The organism is Variovorax ureilyticus (genome assembly GCF_037889935.1).
Classification (GTDB): domain Bacteria; phylum Pseudomonadota; class Gammaproteobacteria; order Burkholderiales; family Burkholderiaceae_C; genus Variovorax; species Variovorax ureilyticus.
Window position 1 is genome coordinate 182,596 of the sequence record NZ_JBBKZU010000006.1, and the last position, 19,118, is coordinate 201,713.

General features: G+C 66.7%; 16 protein-coding genes. 7 read left to right on the forward strand and 9 right to left on the reverse strand.

Features of this window, described 5'->3' with window-relative positions:
* Window positions 1-30: 30 nt before the first annotated feature.
* The 6 genes from tpiA to WKW77_RS15515 all read right to left on the reverse strand — a co-directional run bounded on the left by tpiA (window position 31) and on the right by WKW77_RS15515 (window position 7,299).
* Window positions 31-780, reverse strand: a complete 750-nt coding sequence (gene tpiA / locus WKW77_RS15490; RefSeq protein WP_422823196.1) for a triose-phosphate isomerase — start codon at window positions 778-780, stop codon at window positions 31-33.
* Between the two features lie 11 nt (window positions 781-791).
* Window positions 792-1,790 (reverse strand): NAD(P)H-quinone oxidoreductase, encoded by a 999-nt coding sequence (locus WKW77_RS15495; RefSeq protein ID WP_340357747.1) that lies wholly within the window; start codon window positions 1,788-1,790, stop codon window positions 792-794.
* Window positions 1,791-1,879: 89 nt separating this feature from the next.
* Window positions 1,880-4,150, reverse strand: coding sequence for a polyribonucleotide nucleotidyltransferase (gene pnp / locus WKW77_RS15500; protein WP_340357748.1), 2,271 nt, complete (start codon window positions 4,148-4,150; stop codon window positions 1,880-1,882).
* 218 nt (window positions 4,151-4,368) lie between these two features.
* The gene (gene rpsO / locus WKW77_RS15505; protein ID WP_088956237.1) at window positions 4,369-4,635 is read right to left on the reverse strand and encodes a 30S ribosomal protein S15; all 267 of its coding nucleotides are present in this window, start codon (window positions 4,633-4,635) and stop codon (window positions 4,369-4,371) included.
* Window positions 4,636-4,840: 205 nt separating this feature from the next.
* Window positions 4,841-5,998: a pyridoxal phosphate-dependent aminotransferase gene (locus WKW77_RS15510; RefSeq protein WP_340357997.1), complete on the reverse strand. Its 1,158-nt coding sequence runs from the start codon at window positions 5,996-5,998 to the stop codon at window positions 4,841-4,843.
* A gap of 20 nt (window positions 5,999-6,018) precedes the next feature.
* Window positions 6,019-7,299 carry a branched-chain amino acid ABC transporter substrate-binding protein gene (locus WKW77_RS15515; RefSeq protein ID WP_340357998.1) on the reverse strand — a complete coding sequence of 427 codons (1,281 nt, stop codon included), beginning with the start codon at window positions 7,297-7,299 and terminating at the stop codon, window positions 6,019-6,021.
* Between the two features lie 122 nt (window positions 7,300-7,421).
* On the opposite strand from WKW77_RS15515, the gene WKW77_RS15520 reads away from it, so the two are divergent.
* Together WKW77_RS15520 and WKW77_RS15525 are read left to right on the forward strand one after the other, a co-directional pair.
* The gene (locus WKW77_RS15520; RefSeq protein ID WP_340357749.1) at window positions 7,422-7,793 is read left to right on the forward strand and encodes an Hsp20/alpha crystallin family protein; all 372 of its coding nucleotides are present in this window, start codon (window positions 7,422-7,424) and stop codon (window positions 7,791-7,793) included.
* Window positions 7,794-8,046: 253 nt separating this feature from the next.
* Window positions 8,047-8,787, forward strand: a complete 741-nt coding sequence (locus WKW77_RS15525; protein ID WP_340357750.1) for an alpha/beta hydrolase — start codon at window positions 8,047-8,049, stop codon at window positions 8,785-8,787.
* Here WKW77_RS15525 and tsaD read toward each other — a convergent pair.
* Window positions 8,735-9,784, reverse strand: a complete 1,050-nt coding sequence (gene tsaD, locus WKW77_RS15530) for a tRNA (adenosine(37)-N6)-threonylcarbamoyltransferase complex transferase subunit TsaD (protein WP_340357751.1) — start codon at window positions 9,782-9,784, stop codon at window positions 8,735-8,737. The genes WKW77_RS15525 and tsaD overlap by 53 nt on opposite strands.
* Window positions 9,785-9,860: 76 nt before the next feature.
* Here tsaD and WKW77_RS15535 point away from each other — a divergent pair, with 76 nt between their 5' ends.
* The 4 genes from WKW77_RS15535 (at window position 9,861) to WKW77_RS15550 (ending at window position 14,431) form a co-directional block, all read left to right on the forward strand.
* Window positions 9,861-11,126 carry a nitrate- and nitrite sensing domain-containing protein gene (locus WKW77_RS15535; RefSeq protein ID WP_340357752.1) on the forward strand — a complete coding sequence of 422 codons (1,266 nt, stop codon included), beginning with the start codon at window positions 9,861-9,863 and terminating at the stop codon, window positions 11,124-11,126.
* Window positions 11,127-11,455: 329 nt separating this feature from the next.
* On the forward strand, window positions 11,456-12,700 hold the full coding sequence (locus WKW77_RS15540) for a CmpA/NrtA family ABC transporter substrate-binding protein (RefSeq protein WP_340357753.1): 1,245 nt from the start codon (window positions 11,456-11,458) through the stop codon (window positions 12,698-12,700).
* Between the two features lie 10 nt (window positions 12,701-12,710).
* Entirely contained in the window at window positions 12,711-13,625 is a 915-nt protein-coding gene (gene ntrB / locus WKW77_RS15545) for a nitrate ABC transporter permease (RefSeq protein WP_340357754.1), read from the forward strand.
* Window positions 13,622-14,431 (forward strand): ABC transporter ATP-binding protein, encoded by an 810-nt coding sequence (locus WKW77_RS15550; RefSeq protein ID WP_340357755.1) that lies wholly within the window; start codon window positions 13,622-13,624, stop codon window positions 14,429-14,431. The genes ntrB and WKW77_RS15550 overlap by 4 nt, the downstream gene beginning before the upstream one ends.
* A 16-nt stretch (window positions 14,432-14,447) precedes the next feature.
* Here the strand turns inward: WKW77_RS15550 and WKW77_RS15555 are convergent, their stop codons facing one another.
* Window positions 14,448-15,734, reverse strand: coding sequence for an ANTAR domain-containing protein (locus WKW77_RS15555; RefSeq protein ID WP_340357999.1), 1,287 nt, complete (start codon window positions 15,732-15,734; stop codon window positions 14,448-14,450).
* A gap of 225 nt (window positions 15,735-15,959) precedes the next feature.
* On the opposite strand from WKW77_RS15555, the gene WKW77_RS15560 reads away from it, so the two are divergent.
* Window positions 15,960-17,231 (forward strand): MFS transporter, encoded by a 1,272-nt coding sequence (locus WKW77_RS15560; RefSeq protein ID WP_340357756.1) that lies wholly within the window; start codon window positions 15,960-15,962, stop codon window positions 17,229-17,231.
* Window positions 17,232-17,347: 116 nt separating this feature from the next.
* Here the strand turns inward: WKW77_RS15560 and WKW77_RS15565 are convergent, their stop codons facing one another.
* Window positions 17,348-19,057: a bifunctional protein-serine/threonine kinase/phosphatase gene (locus tag WKW77_RS15565; protein ID WP_340357757.1), complete on the reverse strand. Its 1,710-nt coding sequence runs from the start codon at window positions 19,055-19,057 to the stop codon at window positions 17,348-17,350.
* Window positions 19,058-19,118 lie beyond the last annotated feature (61 nt).

Consider the following 19,118-nt stretch of genomic DNA (forward strand, 5'->3'; position numbering starts at 1 on the left):
TCTAACTCCTAATTTGTCGACCGCGGCTCGTCAGCGAGCGGCGGCAATGATCTGCAGAAAGTCGGGGGCCTTCAGCGAAGCGCCGCCGATGAGCCCCCCATCGATATCGGGCTGGGCAAGCAACTCGGCCGCGTTGGACGCGTTCATGCTGCCGCCATACAGGATCCGGATGCCCGCCGCGTGCTCGTTGGCCGCGTGATGGAGCTGCGCCCTCAGCAAGGCATGCACGGCCTGCGCTTGATCCGGCGCGGCGGTCTTGCCAGTGCCGATGGCCCAGACGGGCTCGTAGGCCACGACGATCTCGCTGATGCAATGGCCGTTGACATGAATGACCGCGGCCAGCTGGCGCTTGACCACCTCCTCCGTCTGCCCGGCCTCGCGCTGCGCCAGGGTTTCGCCGATGCAGACGATCGGCGTCAGGCCGTTGGCGAGCGCCGCGGCGGTTTTCGCGGCGACCAGTTCATCGGTCTCGCCGTGGTATTGCCGGCGCTCCGAGTGCCCGACGATCACGTAGCGCACGCCGAAGTCCTTCAGCATGGCGGCCGACTGCTCGCCAGTGAAGGCACCCTGAGGTTGCGCAGAAACGTCTTGAGCGCCCACGGCGATCGACGTGCCGTCGACGAGCGACTGCACCTGCGCCAGGTAAGGCGCCGGAACGCACACCGCGACATCGCACGCGGGCGCCCCGATCCCCTGCAGCAACGCCTGGAGCAGCGCCTCGTTGGCCACGAGGCTGCCGTTCATCTTCCAGTTGCCTGCAATCAGTTTTTTCTTTTTCATTTCCGTCGTGTTCACCATGTCAGCACGATCTTCCCGATGTGCTGATTCGATTCCATCAGGGCATGCGCCTGCGCCGCGCCGCTGGGCTCCCCACCCGCAGCGAAGCTGTTGTGGATCACCGGCTTGACGGCACCGCTTTCGAGCAACGGCCAGACCTTCTCGCGAAGCGCCTTCGCGATCGCGCCCTTGAACTCGACGGGACGAGGACGCAGCGTCGAGCCGGTGATCGTCAGCCGCCGGCGCAGCACGAGACCCGCGTTGAATTCGCTCTTGACGCCGCCTTGCACCGCGATGATCACGAGGCGTCCGTCTTCGGCGAGGCATTCGATCTCTCGAGCCACATAGCCGCCGGCCACCATGTCGAGCACCGCATCCACCCCCTTGCCGCCGGTGAGGCGCTTGGCCTCTTCGACGAAATCGGCGGTCTTGTAGTTGATCGCATGGTCGGCACCGAGCTTGATGCAGGCGTTGCACTTCTCGTCGCTTCCGGCCGTCACGATCACCGTAGCGCCCAGCGCCTTGCCGAGCTGGATCGCCGTCACGCCGATGCCGCTCGAGCCGCCCTGGACTAGAAGGGTTTCACCCTTCTGCAGCCGGCCGCGTTCGAAGACATTGCTCCACACGGTGAAGAAGGTTTCGGGCAGCGTCGCAGCTTCGAGGTCGCTCCAGCCCTTGGGGACCGGCAGGCACTGTGCGACCGGCGCCACGCAGAGCTCCGCGTAGCCGCCACCGGCGATCAGCGCGCAAACGTGATCCCCGATCTTCAGGCCTGCCGCGGCGAGCGCCTTGTCGTCGCCGGCAACGATCTCGCCGGCCACCTCGAGCCCCGGCAGGTCCGAAGCGCCCGGAGGCACCGGGTAGTGGCCCATGCGCTGAAGCACGTCGGGACGATTCACGCCGCTCGCGGACACGCGGATCAGCAGTTCGCCCTCCCCCGCGACGGGCGCGGGGCGCTCCACCAAGCGCAGTACCTCGGGGGCACCGTACGATGAAATCTCAATGGCTTTCATGGACTTTCCGACTGGATTTGAAATGCGTGCCCTTCGGCAGATTCGCAATATCCGGAAGGACGGCGGCGTCGCCGCCGCCCTTCTTTCGATCAGGGCTGCTGATCGCCGCGGTTCGACTCTTGAAGCGGCAGTTGCTCCGCCACCTGCTCGGCAGGCTCGCCGCGTTCGGCGCTTTCAGCGCGCGGGGCGCGCTCGCCACGGGGCGGACGCTCGCGGCGCTCACCACGCTCTTCGCGCGGCGGGCGGTCGTTGCCTTCCATGCCGGCCGGGCGCTCGGCCAGCGCCTTCATCGACAGCTTCACGCGGCCCTTGTCGTCCGTCTCGAGCACCTTGACCTTCACGATCTGGCCTTCGCTCAGATAGTCGGTCACCTTCTCGACGCGCTCGTGCGCAATCTGGCTGATGTGCAGCAGGCCGTCCTTGCCGGGCAGCAGGTTGATGAGCGCGCCGAAGTCCAGGATCTTGGTGACCGGGCCTTCGTACACCTTGCCGATCTCGACTTCCGCCGTGATCTGCTCGATGCGCTTCTTGGCCTCTTCGGCCTTGGCCGGATCGGTCGATGCGATCGTGATGGTGCCGTCTTCGTCGATGTTGATCTGCGTGCCGGTTTCCTCGGTCAGCGCGCGGATCACCGAGCCGCCCTTGCCGATCACGTCGCGAATCTTCTCGGGGTTGATCTTCATCGTGAACAGGCGCGGCGCGAAGCTCGACACCTCGGACTTGGCCTCGCCCATCGCTTCCTGCATCTTGCCAAGGATGTGCATGCGCGCTTCCTTGGCCTGCGCCAGCGCGACCTGCATGATTTCCTTGGTGATGCCCTGGATCTTGATGTCCATCTGCAGCGCGGTGATGCCGTTCGTCGTGCCCGCGACCTTGAAGTCCATGTCGCCGAGATGGTCCTCGTCGCCCAGGATGTCGGTCAGCACCGCGAAGCGGTTGCCTTCCTTGATGAGGCCCATCGCGATACCCGCCACGTGCGCCTTCATCGGCACGCCGGCGTCCATCATCGAGAGGCAGCCGCCACAGACCGAGGCCATCGAGGAGGAACCGTTCGACTCGGTGATTTCCGAGACGACACGGATGGTGTAGGGGAATTCTTCCTTGCTCGGCAGGCAGGCAACCAGCGCGCGCTTGGCGAGGCGGCCGTGGCCGACTTCGCGGCGCTTGGTCGAGCCCATGCGGCCGACTTCGCCGGTCGCGAAGGGAGGCATGTTGTAGTGGAACAGGAAGCGGTCCTCGAACTCGCCGGCCAGCGCGTCGATGCGCTGTGCGTCGCGCTCGGTGCCCAGCGTGGTCACGACCAGCGCCTGCGTTTCGCCGCGGGTGAACAGCGCCGAGCCGTGGGTGCGCGGCAGCACGCTGTTGCGGATCTCGATCGGACGCACGGTGCGCGTGTCACGGCCGTCGATGCGGGGCTCGCCCGCGAGGATCTGGCTGCGCACGATCTGCGACTCGATCGAGAACAGCAGGTCGCCGACCTTGGCCGCGTCGAAAGGCTCGCCGCCTTCCTTGAGCGCTTCCATCACGCTCGCGTTGGCTTCGCGCAGGGCTTGCGTGCGCGCCTGCTTGCTGCGGATCTGGTAGACGGCGCGCAGCTTTTCTTCGGCCAGGCCCTTGACCTTGGCGACGAAAGCCTCGTCCTCGGCAGGCGCCTGCCAGTCCCACACCGGCTTGCCGGCGTCACGCACGAGTTCATGGATCGCGTTGATCGCGATATTGGACTGCTCGTGGCCGAACACCACGCCGCCGAGCATGATTTCCTCGCTCAGCTGCAGGGCCTCGGACTCGACCATCAGCACGGCCGCCTCGGTGCCGGCGACGACGAGATCCATTTGCGAATCCTTGCGCTCGCTCTGGCCGGGGTTCAACACGTACTGCCCGTTGATGTAGCCGACGCGCGCAGCGCCGATCGGGCCGCTGAACGGAATGCCCGAAACCGCCAGCGCGGCGCTGGTCGCGATCATGGCGGCGATGTCGGCATCGACTTCAGGGTTCAGCGACAGCGTGTGGATGACCACGTGCACTTCGTTCAGGAAGCCTTCGGGGAAGAGCGGACGGATCGGGCGGTCGATCAGGCGCGAGGTCAGCGTTTCGAGTTCGCTCGGCTTGGCTTCGCGCTTGAAGAAGCTACCGGGGATCTTGCCGGCGGCGTAGGTCTTCTCGATGTAGTCGACGGTCAGCGGGAAGAAGTCCTGGCCGGGCTTGGCCGACTTGGACGCCACCACGGTCGCGAGCACGACGGTGCCCTCGATATCGACGAGCACGGCACCGGTGGCCTGGCGCGCGATTTCGCCGGTTTCCATGACGACGGTCTTGCCGCCCCACTGGAAGGTCTTGGTGACTTTGTTGAAGAGGCTCATGTTTAGCTCCTGTTTTTGTTGACGACCCGGCTTGCGCTCATGGGTCGACGGGTAGCGGAGCGCTTGTCAGAACACGATGCCATTCCAGAGAAGCTCGATCACCGAACTTCGTTGGAATGACACAGCTTCGCTCTGTTCGGCACTCCAGAATCGATTCGCGAAGTAAAAAACGCCTGAGCTAGCGGACTAACCCAGGCGTTCTTGCATTGCGATTCGGTTTACTTGCGCAGACCCAGCTTGGCGATCAGCGCGGTGTAGCGGTCAGCGTCCTTGGACTTGAGGTAGTCCAGCAGCTTGCGACGGCGGCTCACGAGGCGCAGCAGACCGCGACGGCCGTGGTGATCCTTGGCGTGCGTCTTGAAGTGCGGGGTGAGTTCGTTGATGCGGGCGGTCAGCAGTGCGACTTGCACTTCGGGGCTGCCGGTGTCGTTGGCGGAGCGAGCGTTGTCCTTGACAACTTCGGCCTTGATGGAGGCTGCGATCATTTGATGTTTCCTGTTCCGGGATGTTTGACTTGCGATTGCGCGATGGAACTGCGCGCATCGTGTGCTTTGCGGGTGCAAAACCATGGGATTATAGCTGGAACCTGGCTCGCCCCCAGGCTGCGCGCACTTCGTGTCGCTCCGCCAACCCCCTTCCGGGGGCAACACCGGCGGACCGGCAAAGCCGGATCCGCGGTATTTCTGGCGTTTATTGCGCCGCCAGCCAGCGCTTCAGGCGATTGACGCCTTCTATCAGGCGCTGCTTGTCCTTGGAGGCGAAGCACCAGCGAAGCCAGCCCTGGGCTTCGGGGGCGAAGGCGTTGCCGGGGGCCAGGCCGAGGCCGGCTTCGGCGACCAGGCGCTTGGCGACCGCCAGCGAATCGTCGAAGCCGTCGAGCTTGAAGAAGGCGTACATGCCGCCCCGCGCCGGCGCGACCTGCACGCCGGGGATGTCGGCGAGCAAGGGCACGAGGGTGTCCCGACAGGACTTCAGGTGCGCGACGATGCGCGGCGTGATTTCCTCGGTGTGGGCCAGCGCCGCGATGCCGGCACGCTGCGTGAACACGCTCGCGCACGAAGTGTTGAACTCGATCAGCTTGCCCATGCCGTCCATCAGCGCGGGCGGAAGCACCAGCCAGCCGAGCCGCCAGCCGGTCATCAGGAAGCTCTTGGAGAAGCTGTGAGCGACCACCAACCGGTCGTCGGGGGTCGCCACGTCGAGGAAGCTGGGCGCACAGCGGTTGGGCGTGGGTTCGTAATAGAGCCGCTCGTAGACCTCGTCGGCGAGGATCCAGGTGCCCGTCCTGCGGCAATGGTCGAGGATGGCCTGCTGCTCGTCGCGCGTGAGCGTCCAGCCGGTCGGATTGTTGGGCGCGTTGACGATGAGCAGCTTGGTCTTCGAGGTCACCGCAGCGCGCAGGGCGTCGATGTCGAGCGTCCACTGCCCGCCCTGCGGCACCAGCGACACGCACCGCACGTCGGCGCCGAGGATCGCCGGCTGGGCCGTCAGGTTCGGCCAGACCGGCGTGACGGCCACGACCTCGTCGCCCGCATCCACCAGCGCCTGCACCGCGAGCATCAGCGCACTGACGCCGCCGGAGGTGATCGCGATCCGGGAGGCATCGACTTTCGGATGCAGGCCGCTCATGTAGGCCGCCACGGCTTCGCGGAGTTCGGGCAGGCCCAGGTTGTGCGCATAGAAGGTTTCGCCGCGCTGCAGCGAGTCGATGGCGGCCTCGCGAATGACGTCCGGGGTGACTTCGTCGCTTTCGCCGAACCAGAACGCGAGCACGTCGGAACGGCCGAGCCCGGCATTGGCGACCTCGCGGATCTTGGAGGCTTCGAGGTTGTGGATGGCTTCGCGCATCAAATTCTTTCTCATGGAACTCAGGGGCGCTGCATTCTGCAACTGGTCGGCATTTGTGCGCGCTCGGCGGGAATGGTCTTCACCACGCGGAAGCCGTAGCCCGAGCCCTCGACGTCGAACTTCACGCCGGGCGAGCCCTGCTTGTCCATGACGCCGACCACCAGCGTCTGCTGGAACTGGTGATCCTCTGCGCGCATGCGCCCTCGCTGGCCCGCGAGCATGACATCCGCCTGCTCGAGCGCGCGCGCGACGGCCACCGTATCGACGGCGCCCGCCTTTTCGATCGCCTGCGCGAGCGCCTCTACGAGCAACTGCATGCGCATGTGCACGTAGTCGTCGGAAGGCTTCGGAAAGCGCGCGCGGAATGATTGGTAGAAGGCCTCGGACTCCGGCGTCTGCACGTTGGGCAGCCAGTCGGCGACCGCGATGACACGGCCGATGCCCGCGTCGCCGATGGCCGCCGGCGCACCGAGCGCGTTGCCATAGAAGGTATAGAAGCTGCCATTGAACCCCGCCTCCCGCGCCGCCTTCACGAGCAGCGTGAGATCGTTGCCCCAGTTGCCGGTGACCACCGCCTGCGCGCCGCTGGCCATGATCTTGGTCGCATACGGCGAGAAGTCCTTCACGCGGCCCATCGGATGCAGTTCCTCGCCGACGATCTGGACGTCCGGGCGCAGTTCGGCCAACTGCCGCTTCGATTCGCGCAGCACCGACTGGCCGAAGCTGTAGTCCTGCCCGATGAGGTAGACGCGCTTGAGCGACTTGTCGCCCTTCATCATCTCCATGAGCGCGGCGACCCGCATGTCGGCATGCGCATCGAAGCGGAAGTGCCAGAAGCTGCAGCGCTCGTTGGTCAGGATCGGATCGACCGCCGAGTAGTTGAGGAACAGGACACGCCTTGCAGGATCGCGCTCGTTGTTCTTGTCGATCGCATCGATCAGGGCCGCAGCGGTCGCGGACGAATTGCCCTGCAGGACGATGCGTGCGCCGTCGTCCATCGCGGCGCGCAGCGCGGAGAGCGCCTCTTCGTTCTGCCCCTTGCTGTCGTAGCGGTCGAGCTGCAGGAAGCGCGCACCGCCCGGCAGCTTCACGCCGCCGCGGGCGTTGACCCGCTCGACGGCCCACAGCAGATTGCGGAAGACGGCTTCGCCGGTATTGGCGAACGGGCCGCTCATGCTTTCGATCAGCGCGAGCCGGATTGGCTTCGAGTCCTCTGCCTGCAGCGGCGCAATCGCACCCGCGCATAGCGCCAGAGCCGCGAATTTCAAGGCCCTGCGTCGCCAAATAAAGCTGGAAGCCATTCTCTTGAAACGCATTGCGCAATGCCTAGATGTGGAGGCATGCGGCACTTGTCTTGTTGAAACGCCGCGCAGTGTACGGGACACACATTCTTGTCCTTTTCATCACACCGAGGAGTTCTCACATGTTTTTCGCACCCGCCATCCGCACCGCCCGTTTCGCCCCGCGTTCGTTCGACCGCAGTCTGGAGCGCTTCTTCGACGAGGCCTTCACCGGCGCGCAACGCTCGGTCAACGTCGAGCAGGACGAGAAGACCTGGACCTTGACGCTCGACGTGCCAGGGCTCGCGCGCGACGACCTGACGATCGGCATCGAAGGCGCAGTGGTTCGCATCGAGAGCAAGGCGGAAGCCAAGCGCCAGATCAAGGCCGCGTACGAGTTGCCGCAGGAAATCGACGCTGCCGCCAGCGAAGCCAGGCTCGAAAACGGCGTTCTGACGCTGAAGCTGGGCAAGCGGGTGCCGGTCAGCAACGTCGCGCAACTTACCATCAACTGATGCGACAAAGCCCTCTTCGGCGGGCTTCAGGCGAGCAGGCTCGGGCAAATCAGGTGCCCGGACAGTTGTAAAACCCCCTCAAAACACGGGCCGGTAACTTTTGGTTGCCGGCCTTTTTCATTTCTAACTCACAATTCGTGCGACTTAAGTCACGTTCTGTGACGAGTTTTTCAAAGCTTTGTACCACCCCGTGCTCCGGGCGCGGCGAACTGCCGAAAGAGGCGACGCACCAGGAGCAATCGCACGAGCCCTCATGAAGACGCATTTGAAGCTTGCAGACGCCGGTACCCGCTCGGACACCCTGCTGGTGTTCCTCCCCGGAGCATTCCTGAAGCCTGAAGAATTCGAACGCGAGGGATTCATCGGTGCAGTGCACGAGCGCGAGTTCGCGGCCGACGCCCTGCTCGTCGATGCCGACGTTTCCTACTTCTACGACCAGACCTTCGTCGAACGGCTGCACGAAGACGTGATCGAGCCCCAGCGCGCGGCGGGTTACAGGAAACTCTGGCTCGTGGGCATTTCGATCGGCGGGTTCGGGGCGCTCATCCACGAACTGGCCAAGCCCGGCACGATCGACGGCATCGTGACGCTGGCGCCCTATCTCGGCCGCCGCCCGGTCGCTGCCGAGATCCAGAAGGCTGGCGGCCTTCGCACCTGGAAGGTGCCGGAGGGCCCGCCGCCGGACCAGGAAGTCGATCGCAAACTCTGGCCGTGGCTGCAGCAATACACCTCGCCGGAACGGGCTGCAAGCCTTCCCCCGCTCTATCTGGGCTACGGCCTCGCCGATCGCTTCGCGGCCAATCACCAATTGCTGGCGGATGCCCTGCCCGCCAGGCATGTGTTCACCACCGAAGGCGGTCATGACTGGCCGCAGTGGTCCCAGCTCTGGCGGCAGATGCTCGACGTGCTGCCGCTGCCGAAGAAGCCTGCCAAACGCCCCGTCAGGCCGGCTCCGGCTCTGCATTCAGCGAGGCCAGTGGCCATCGCGGCTTGACGTCGAAGGCATAGCGCTCGGTCGGGCGCTGGATGCCGGACTGCAGGCGCATTGCGCCGGCCATCGCGATCATGGCGCCGTTGTCGGTGCACAGGTGGAGTTCAGGATAGTGCACGCGCACCCCGCGCCTGGCGCAGGCAGCATCGAGCTGTTCGCGCAGCGACCGGTTCGCGCCGACGCCGCCGGCAACGACCAGCCGGTCCAACCCGGTCTGTTCGATCGCCCCGATCGATTTCTTCAGCAGCACTTCGACGATGGCGGCCTGGGTCGAGGCCGCCAGGTCGGACTTGCGTGATGCCAGTTCGTCGCCGAGCTTCTTCGCCTGGGTCAGCACAGCCGTCTTGAGGCCGGCGAAGGAAAAATCCAGGTCGCCGCTGTGCAGCAGCGGCCGCGGCAGCTTGAAGGCGGCGGGATCGCCCGCTTCCGCCAGCTTGGCGAGCCACGGGCCGCCCGGGTAAGGCAGGCCCAGCAGCTTGGCACTCTTGTCGAAGGCCTCGCCGGCCGCGTCGTCGATGGTTTCGCCGAGCAGTTCGTACCTGCCCACGCCATCGACCCGCATGAGCTGCGTGTGCCCCCCGGAGACCAGGAGCGCCACGAACGGGAACTCGGGCGGATCGGCACTCAGGAAGGGCGACAGCAGGTGCCCTTCGAGGTGGTGCACCCCGAGCACCGGCCTGCCCAGCGCGGCGCCCAGCGCGCAGGCCACCCCGGCACCCACGAGCAGCGCGCCCGCAAGCCCCGGCCCACGTGTGTAGGCGACCACGTCCACGTCGGAAAGCCGCTGCCCGGCCTGCGCGAAGACGGATTCGGCCAGCGGCAGGACGCGACGGATGTGGTCACGGCTCGCCAGTTCGGGCACGACGCCGCCATAGGCCTGGTGCATCGCGATCTGGCTGTGCAGCGCGTGCGCCGCCAGCCGTGGCAAGCCGCGTTCGCCGGCCTCCACCAGGGCGACGCCGGTTTCGTCGCAGGACGACTCGATTCCCAATACAAACATCCCGCGAGTGTAGGTGGCGGCCCGAATCGGGGCACGGTTGTTGCTGCAAGTCCCTCGAGATGAACGCGCACCCCCGATGAAATCAGGTCTCGGTTTTCTGATTGCCGCCCTGCGCTGCGAAATCGAAGGGCTGGAGCAGCTCGATCGCACCAGCGAGCTGGTCGGCACGATCGGGCGGCTGGTGCACGCGCTTCAGCGCGAGCGCGGGCTCTCCAACGTGCTGCTGGCTTCGCACGGCGCGCGCTTTGCCGAACAGCGCCGCGAGCAGATCGCGGAATGCCTGCGCATGGAAGCCGCCGTGCGCCAGAGCTTCGAAGAGCTGGCGGCTCAGCGCCGGATCGGCAACGGGGCGCGCCTTTTCAGCCGCATCGCCTGGGTGTTGCCGGGGCTCGACGCGCTGCCGGAACTGCGGCACAGCGTCGGCGCGCTGAAGATCGACGCGGCCGAGTCGACCGCCGCCTTCGTCAAGCTGATCGCCGGATTGCTCGCGGTCGTCTTCGAGGCGGCCGACGGCGCGACGGACCCCGAGATCTCGCGCGTGCTGGTGGCCCTGTTCAACTTCATGCAGGGCAAGGAATTCGCAGGCCAGGAACGTGCCTGCGGCGCCGCTGCCTTCGCCTCGGGCCGCAACGACGGCGCGCGCCAGCAGCAATGGCTGCACCTGATCGATTCGCAGGAGCGCTGCTTCAAGGTCTTCGTGAGCTTTTCGAGCGCCGCTCTCGCCGAGGTTTGGCGCACGAACCAGCCGCCCGGGCAGATCGCCGAACTCGAGCGCCTGCGCCGCATCGCGTGCGCCGCACCCGCCGGCGTATCGCTGGACCCCGAGCTGAGCCCGGTGTGGTTCGACTGCTGCACGCATCGCATCGACGCGATGCAAGCGGTCGAGGAGCAACTGGCCGCGCAACTGCGCAGCATCTGCAAGCAGAAGACGACCGAGGTGCGCGACGAACTCGCGGCGCACGAGGCACTGCTGCTGACGTTGGCGGACGCGTCCGAACCGCCCGGAGCAGCGTTCTTCGAGTCCCACGGCCTGGCGCAGCCGGCCGGCGACGCCGCGCCCTATGGGCGGCAACTCGAACGCTCGATTCTCGACATGGTCCAGGAACAGTCGCACCGCCTGCAGGCGATGAGCGACGAGCTCGACACCGTCCGCACCGCGCTGAACGAGCGCAAGGTGGTCGAGCGCGCCAAGGGACTCCTGATGGCCCATCGCCGCATCAGCGAACAGGAGGCGCACAAGATGCTGCGCCAGACCGCGATGAACCAGGGCCGCAGGCTGACCGAAGTCGCCGAATCGGTGCTCGCCATGGCCGAGCTTCTGCCCCGGAATGCGGCTCCTTGAGGCGCCGGCGATCCGGATTGGTGCAGCGCACAACGGCGGCGGGTCGAATGACTCGGCAAGTCGACTCCCCCTGAGTACCCAATTCCTCCGGCGCTTTGATGCTCTCTTCTCCATAGCGGCGAGCGCGCGCGAAGGGCTGGCACGCCGCTTGCAATCACCTTTCGCGTAGACCGACGAAGGTCTCAGGCGGGCGGCATCCAACGGCGGATGCGGCCCACCCACCGGACAAAGGCGTCCCCATCCGCAAGGGCTCGTTCTCGAGCAGCCCCTGCGCGGTGTGGACGCCTTTTTGTTTTTGCGTTTTGACCTTGCTGACTGGAGTTCGCCCCATGACCGATTCGCTCACCCACAAACTCAGTCGCCGCCGAGTGCTGCAGGCCGCGGCCGCCGGCGCGATCGGGCTGGACCCTGCCCTGCGCGCCGCCGTCTGGGCGCAGGGCTCGGACAAGCCCGAGAAGGAGGAAGTGAAGATCGGCTTCATCCCCCTCACCGATTGCGCCAGCGTCGTGATGGCCTCGGTGCTCGGCATCGACAAGAAGTACGGCGTGAAGATCGTGCCGAGCAAGGAAGCGAGCTGGGCCGGCGTGCGCGACAAGCTGGTCAACGGCGAACTGGACTTCGCCCATGTGCTCTACGGGCTGGTCTACGGGGTGCACCTCGGCATCGGCGGCCCGAAGAAGGACATGGCCGTGCTGATGACGCTCAACAACAACGGGCAGGCGATCACGCTGTCGAAGAAGCTTGCCGACAAGGGCGCGGTGGACGGCGCGTCGCTGGCCAAGGTCATGGCCGCTCACAAGGACGAATACACCTTCGCGCAGACCTTCCCGACCGGCACGCACGCCATGTGGCTCTACTACTGGATGGCGGCCAACGGCATCAATCCGCTCAAGGACGCGAAGGTCATCACCGTTCCGCCGCCGCAGATGGTCGCGAACATGCGCGTGGGCAACATGGACGGCTACTGCGTCGGCGAGCCCTGGGGCCAGCGAGCGATCATGGACGGCATCGGCATCACCGCCGTCACGACGCAGGACATCTGGAAGGACCACCCTGAGAAGGTGCTCGGCACCACCGGCGACTTCGTGAAGAAGTACCCCAACACCGCGCGCGCGGTGACCGCCGCGATCCTCGAAGCCGGCCAGTGGATCGACGCCGGCCTGCAGAACAAGAACAAGATGGCCGAGACCATCGCGGACAAGAGCTACGTCAACACCAGCGTCGATGCGATCAACCAGCGCATCCTGGGCCGCTACACCAATGGCCTCGGCAAGAACTGGGACGACCCCAACTACATGAAGTTCTACGGCGATGGGGCGGTGAACTTCCCCTACCTGTCGGACGGCATGTGGTTCCTCACGCAGCACAAGCGCTGGGGTCTGCTCAAGGACCATCCGGACTACCTGCAGGTGGCCACGCAGATCAACCGGATCGACATCTACAAGCAGGCCGCGGCCGCGACGAAGACCGCCGTGCCGAAGGACGCCATGCGCACCAGCAAGCTGATCGACGGCGTGGTGTGGGACGGCAAGAACCCGAAGCAGTACGCCGATTCGTTCAAGGTCCACGCCTGAGGAGCACGCCATGGTCAGTGCCGTCTTTCACTCCCCCATCGAGGCGATGCCTCCGGCGCAGAAGAGCGCGCCGCTCGCCGCGCCGAAGCCCGCACAGGAGCCCGCGCCCGTGGTTGCGAAGCCAGCGCCCCGCGCGCCGCGCGACTCCAGCGGCCTCTGGCTGCGCGTGCTTCCGCCGGTGCTCGGCATCGCGCTGCTGATCCTCGTCTGGGAACTGGTCGCGATAAGAAGCACCACCGGCTTCCCGACGCCGCTCGCCACCTGGCAGCAGGCGGTGCAGGTGTTCAGCGATCCCTTCTACAGCAAGGGGCCGAACGACCAGGGCGTGGGTTGGAACGTGCTCTCGTCGCTGCGGCGCGTGGCACTGGGCTTCGGCCTCGCGGCGCTGGTGGGCATTCCGGCGGGCTTCGCGATCGGGCGCTTCGAGTTCCTCTCGCGCATGTTCAACCCGTTGATCAGCCTGCTGCGTCCGGTCTCGCCGCTGGCGTGGCTGCCGATCGGCCTGCTGATCTTCAAGGGCGCGAACCCGGCGGCCATCTGGACCATCTTCATCTGCTCGATCTGGCCGATGATCATCAACACCGCAGTCGGCGTGCAGCGCGTGCCGAGCGACTACATGAACGTCGCCCGCGTGCTCAACCTGAGCGAATGGAAGATCTTCACCAAGATCCTCTTCCCCGCCGTGCTGCCCTACATGCTGACCGGCGTGCGCCTCGCGGTCGGCACCGCATGGCTCGTGATCGTCGCGGCCGAGATGCTGACCGGCGGCGTCGGCATCGGCTTCTGGGTGTGGGACGAGTGGAACAACCTCAACGTCGCCAACATCATCATCGCGATCTTCGTCATCGGCATCGTCGGCCTCGTGCTCGAGTTCGCGCTCGTCAAGGTGGCCACCGCATTCACGTTCGAAGAGGTGAAATCATGAATGACGACCGCAAGTACATCGACATCCACGGCGTCGAGCAACGCTTCAAGACACCGAAGGGCAGCTTCCTCGCGCTGCGCGACATCCACCTGCAGGTAGCCAAGGGCGAGTTCATCACGCTGATCGGGCATTCGGGCTGCGGCAAGTCGACGCTGTTGAACCTGATCGCCGGGCTCACCACGCCCACCCAGGGCGCGCTCCTGTGCGCCAACCGCGAGATCAAGGGTCCCGGCCCGGAACGGGCGGTGGTGTTCCAGAATCATTCGCTCTTGCCGTGGCTCACCTGCTACGAGAACGTGCATCTGGCGGTCGAGCGCGTCTTCGCGTCGACCGAAAACAGGGCGCAACTGAAGGCACGCACCGAAGCGGCGCTTGCGCTGGTCGGCCTCACCGCCGCCGCGCAGAAGCGTCCCGGCGAAATCTCCGGCGGCATGAAGCAGCGCGTGGGCATCGCACGCGCGCTGTCGATGGAACCCAAGGTGCTGCTCATGGACGAGCCTTTCGGCGCGCTCGACGCACTCACCCGCGCCAAGCTGCAGGACGAGCTGCTCGCGATCGTGCAGAAGACGCACAGCACGGTGGTGATGGTCACGCACGACGTGGACGAGGCAGTGCTGCTCTCCGACCGCATCGTGATGCTCACCAACGGGCCCGCCGCGACCATCGGCGAAGTGCTGTCGGTCGACCTTCCCCGTCCGCGCAACCGCGTGGAACTCGCGGAGGACCCGGTCTACGTGCATGCGCGCAAGGCGGTGATCGACTTCCTGTACACCCGCCAGGCGCACGTGGAGAAAGTCGCCGCCTGAGCGGACTCGCCGGAGGTCAGGACATGAGGACCTGCAGACTGTGCTCGTACGAGGCAGTGAGCTGGTCGAAGGTCTCGACCAGCGCATCGCTGGAACGCACCAGCGCGGCGCGTCCTTCGGCGCTGTCGATCTCGCGCACGCCGCGCACCAGCCGCAGCCACTCGTCGCGCGCGGAAGCGAGCGCGGCGCGGATGTCGGGCGAGCTGAGCGGCGCCTGTTCCAGTTCGAGCAGGGCGGATTCGAATTCGCCCATGGTCGGTGCAAGGCGCTCGCGCGAGGCGCTGGATGAAAGCGTCGAAGCCAGCAGCGCATCCTTCGCGAGCCGCTGTGCGCGCATGCGCTGGCGCCCGCAGATGTTGACGATGCGCAGCGCCCGACGTGCGCCCGAAATCTCCAGTGCGCCGGTCAGCGCTTCTGCGGCGAGCAGCAATGCATCCGCGCGCCCGTCGATCTCCGCCAGTGCCGGCGGCGCGATCCGCGCCCCGAGCGCCACGTCGAGCGCGTTCCATGCCGCTCGTGCCTCGGCCAGCGCGTGGGAGCCCGCCTCGTCGAGTTCGAGGGCAGCCAGATGAACGAAGTTGTCCTGCACGCGCTCGGTCGACTGGGTGCGAAGCACACGCGCGCGCTTGGCGTCGATGCCCGCCAGCGCCTGCGCCGAAAGCCGGACGAGCCGCTGCGAGAGCATGCGCAACTGCCCCGCACGGTTGATGGCATCCGCCCAACGCGAGGCCTCGACCACCGAGCGCGAGACCTCGCCGAGACGCAGGTTCGCGTGCATCGCCGCGCCGCGCAGCAGGCCGAAAGCCTCGTCTTCGCCGATGCCGCGCGCCGCCATCAGCAGGCCCTTCGCGCGATCGATCCACTTGCGTTCGTCGAAGCGGGTGCGCAGCGCGTCCAGTTCGGTGCGCAACGCCGATTCGCGCGCCCAGCGTGCGCGCGCACGGCTGAGCAGTGCCTCGAACGAAGGTGCATCCAGCGATTCGATCGGCATCCACGCATGGACGCCGAGCGCCGCCAGCTTCTCGTGGACATCGCGCTCCAGCGGGTCAGAGACGACGCTGAGCGGGCTCGACAGCACGCCGCCGCCTGCTTCCAGTGCATCGAGAAGGTCCTGCACGCCATCCTGCATAAAGGCAACGATCTCGCACGAGCCGAGCGCTGCGGCCTGCGACAGCATGGTCTCCGGCGTGGCGCGCGCAATGACCGAAAAATCAACGCCGTCGCCCAATACTCGTTGCAGGGCATCGGGCAGTCCGGCGGACTCGGAAGAAAGAACGACGAGCAAGGGGTTCACGGCAAACATCGAGATACGGATGGAAGCATAGGCCACGCCAGCACGCGTGGACTGGCATGCCTCTTGCGTGAAGGTGGGCACGGTGTAACGAAGCACCGCTTTGGTGAAGCTGCAGGGTCCTGCACGCCGAACCTCCATCACGCCGCCAGCGCCCGCTGCCGGCACTCCACGCCAACCCCGCCCGACGACACGGCCCGCCAACGGCCGCGCCGCGGCGTTTCGCATTGAAAGCCCATGTCCAGCTTCAAGTCCTTCTTGCGCGCAGGCCACGGCCCGACGTTGTTCGCGGCCTTCCTGTACTTCGCTTTCTCGTGCTGCATCTGGGTGCTCAATGGCGCGATGGCGCCGTTCATCGGCGAGACCTTCAACCTGTCGCCGGCGCAGAAGGGGCTGATGCTCTCGGTGCCGATCATTGCGGGCGCGCTGATGCGCTTTCCGCTCGGCGTGCTCGCGCAGTACATCGGCCGCAAGAAGGCCACGCTGGTCGAGATGGGCCTGATCGCGGTGGCGATGCTGTTCGGTTTCTTCATGGTGCACAGCTTCAACGACCTGCTCGCGATGGGCGTGTTGCTGGGCATCGCGGGTGCGAGCTTCGGCGTCGCGCTCTCGCTGGGCTCGGGCTGGTTCCCGCCGCAGCACAAGGGCCTCGCGATGGGACTCGTCGGCGCCGGCAACGTCGGCACCGCGGTGTCGGTGCTGGTCGCGCCGCCGCTGGCGCAATGGCTGGGCTGGCAGAGCGTCTACGGCATTGCGGCGGTCGCGATTCTGGTGCCTATGATCGTGATGATCGTCTACGCGAAGGAGCCGCCGGACGTCGACAGCCACGCAAGCTTCCGCGAGCACATCGCCTGCCTGTTCGAGAAGGACGGCTGGGTGTTCAGCCTGATCTACGGCGTGACCTTCGGCGGCTTCATCGGCCTCACGACCTTCCTGCCGTCCTACTACTACGACCAGTTCGGCGTGAGCAAGGTGCAGGCGGGCCAGCTCACGATGTTGGCGGCGTTCATGGGTGCGGCAGTGCGCGTGATCGGCGGCTGGATCTCCGATCGCTGGGGCGGCGTCAACACGCTCACGCTGGTGCTGCTGGTGGTGGCGGTGGGGCTGGTGCTGGTCGGCTTCTCGTCGGGCTCGCTCGCGATCACCACGCTGCTGCTGATCGTCTGCTTCGCGGCACTCGGCGCGGGCAACGGCGCCCTGTTCCAACTGGTGCCGCTGCGCTGGCCCGCGACCACCGCGGTGGCCGGCTCGATGATCGGCGAGATCGGCGCACTCGGCGGCGGCCTGGTGCCGAACGCGATGGGCCTGTCGAAGCAGTACCTCGGCAGCTACACCTGGGGTTTCGTCTTCTTCGCCGTGCTCTCGCTGGTGATGCTGGGCGTGATGCGCGTCATGCAGATCCGCTGGACGCGCACCTGGGCAGAGAAAGGCGGACGCGCCCGCGCTTCGGCGCATGCGGCCGCCCCCGCGCACGCCCCCAAGCGCGCTCCCAAGGCACGCAGCGCATGAACACCACGAATGTCACACCAGGGATACCGCGGAACCGGCTGCGCCGGGCCGCTGGTATCGCCCCCGGCAAGGGGGTGGAGAGCGACACGAAGTGCGCGAGCCTGGGGGTGAGCTCATTAGCGCGGCAGGAAGAGCAGCCAGAAGGCAAGCAAGGCGTTGAGCACGACCGAGATGGCGAGCGCGATCTTGTAGAGCGCAGCCGGGTCGCGGTGGATCAGCGGCGTCGCGCTGGGGGCGCTGACCGGTCTCGCGGCGCCTCGCTCCAGCGCGAGCAGCATCTCCTCGGCCGTCTCGAAGCGCTGCCGGGGATCGCGCGCGACCGCCTTGCAGACCAGATGGTCGAGCCAGATCGGCACATCGGGACGGATGCGCGACAAGGCGACCGGATCGCGCCGGTAGCGCGCGGACTGGTAGGGCTCGATTTCCCCGTACGGCAGGCGCCCGGCGAGCCACTGATAGAGCGTGACGCCGAGCGCGAACAGGTCGCTCGCTTCATCGGCGACCTGCCCCTCCCACTGCTCGGGGTTGATGTAGCTCGGCGTCCCGGCATGGAGTTCGCGCTGCGCCCCGCCTTCGCGACCGGAAAGCGCCACGCCCAGATCGAGGATGCGCCAACGCCCGTCGTCCCCCAGGTGCAGGTTGCCGGGCTTGATGTCGCGATGCACGACGCCATGACGGTGCAGGCGGCCCAACGCGCGGGCGACCTCGATGGCCGCGGCGACGACGTCGGCGACCGCGCCGCGCGGCTGCGCCTTGCGGATCTGCTCCAGCGTGCGCCCGCCGTGCCAGTCGAAGACGGTGTAGAGCGCACTCGCACCGGGCGCGCGTTCGTGCACCCGCACGAAGCCGCTGTCGGCCCGCGTGCTGACGCGCAGGCCCAGCCACGCTTCGTGCGCGAGCATCGCGCGCTCCTGCGGGTCGCCGGCGCGAGCGGGGTGCAGGGTCTTGAGCGCGACCAGCTTGCGCGTCCCCTGGTCGCGCGCCTGGTAGAGCAGATGAACACCGGTGTCGGCCACCACCGCGGTGACGACGTAGCCATCGATGACGTCGCCCACCTTCAGCACGGGCGGCGGAGCGAGCCGGCGAACGTCGCCGAGTTCGTCATCGAGCTGGCGCGCGTCCAGCCCGGTGACGCGGATCACCAGCGCGGTCGCGTTGTCGCGCGCACCGGCAGACAGCGCGGCGCGCACCAGCGCCTCGCTCGCCTCGGCCGCACTGCCCTGCAGTGCCAGCGCGGCGAGATGCCGGGGCTTGAGCGCGCCATGCACGCCGTCGGAACTCAGCACGAAGCAGTCGCCGACGCGGACATCTCCCTGCACGTAGTCGACGCGCACCTGATCGTCCAGGCCGATCGCGCGCGTCAGCCGGCTGCGCAGATCGGGATGGTCGAAGGCATGGTCCTGCGTCAGCGGCGCAGCGGGTTCGCCGTCCTGCCGTACACGCCATGCACGGGTATCGCCGACATGCGCCAGTGTGTAGCTCTGCCCGTGCAGCACCAAAGCGGTGAGCGTGGTGAGCGCGGCGCCGCCGCCGTGGCGACGGCGGTTGTGATCGGCCAGCCAGGCGTTCTGCGCACCGATCAGGCGGTCCAGCGCGGCAGTCGGTTCCCAGGTTTCGGGCGTCGCGAAGTAGTCGCCCAGAAGGCCCATCACCGTGGTCTGCGCGGCTTCCAGGCCCCGGCCACCGGTGGACACGCCGTCCGCAATGGCGGCGATCAGCCCGCGTGCCTCCTCGCCCTTCGGCGCGCGCACCGCGCCCGCGAAGTCCTCGTTGACGTCGCGCGGTCCGCGCTCGCTGCTGTAGCCGATGTCCACCTCGAAACTCATGGCGCGATTCTCCACGCGCGCCATGGGCTCCCGATTGCTTGATTTCAGGAAAGGTTGAGCC

Bases quoted from the DNA above. Each gene is read 5' to 3' on its own strand.
- WKW77_RS15495 (WP_340357747.1), bottom strand. From the start codon at position 1,790: ATGAAAGCCATTGAGATTTCATCGTACGGTGCCCCCGAGGTACTGCGC.
- WKW77_RS15525 (WP_340357750.1), top strand. From the start codon at position 8,047: ATGAAGACGCATTTGAAGCTTGCAGACGCCGGTACCCGCTCGGACACC.
- WKW77_RS15555 (WP_340357999.1), bottom strand. From the start codon at position 15,734: ATGTTTGCCGTGAACCCCTTGCTCGTCGTTCTTTCTTCCGAGTCCGCC.
- WKW77_RS15540 (WP_340357753.1), top strand. From the start codon at position 11,456: ATGACCGATTCGCTCACCCACAAACTCAGTCGCCGCCGAGTGCTGCAG.
- WKW77_RS15565 (WP_340357757.1), bottom strand. From the start codon at position 19,057: ATGAGTTTCGAGGTGGACATCGGCTACAGCAGCGAGCGCGGACCGCGC.
- tpiA (WP_422823196.1), bottom strand. From the start codon at position 780: ATGAAAAAGAAAAAACTGATTGCAGGCAACTGGAAGATGAACGGCAGC.
- WKW77_RS15515 (WP_340357998.1), bottom strand. From the start codon at position 7,299: ATGGCTTCCAGCTTTATTTGGCGACGCAGGGCCTTGAAATTCGCGGCT.
- ntrB (WP_340357754.1), top strand. From the start codon at position 12,711: ATGGTCAGTGCCGTCTTTCACTCCCCCATCGAGGCGATGCCTCCGGCG.
- WKW77_RS15520 (WP_340357749.1), top strand. From the start codon at position 7,422: ATGTTTTTCGCACCCGCCATCCGCACCGCCCGTTTCGCCCCGCGTTCG.
- rpsO (WP_088956237.1), bottom strand. From the start codon at position 4,635: ATGATCGCAGCCTCCATCAAGGCCGAAGTTGTCAAGGACAACGCTCGC.
- tsaD (WP_340357751.1), bottom strand. From the start codon at position 9,784: ATGTTTGTATTGGGAATCGAGTCGTCCTGCGACGAAACCGGCGTCGCC.
- WKW77_RS15535 (WP_340357752.1), top strand. From the start codon at position 9,861: ATGAAATCAGGTCTCGGTTTTCTGATTGCCGCCCTGCGCTGCGAAATC.
- WKW77_RS15550 (WP_340357755.1), top strand. From the start codon at position 13,622: ATGAATGACGACCGCAAGTACATCGACATCCACGGCGTCGAGCAACGC.
- WKW77_RS15510 (WP_340357997.1), bottom strand. From the start codon at position 5,998: ATGCGCGAAGCCATCCACAACCTCGAAGCCTCCAAGATCCGCGAGGTC.
- pnp (WP_340357748.1), bottom strand. From the start codon at position 4,150: ATGAGCCTCTTCAACAAAGTCACCAAGACCTTCCAGTGGGGCGGCAAG.
- WKW77_RS15560 (WP_340357756.1), top strand. From the start codon at position 15,960: ATGTCCAGCTTCAAGTCCTTCTTGCGCGCAGGCCACGGCCCGACGTTG.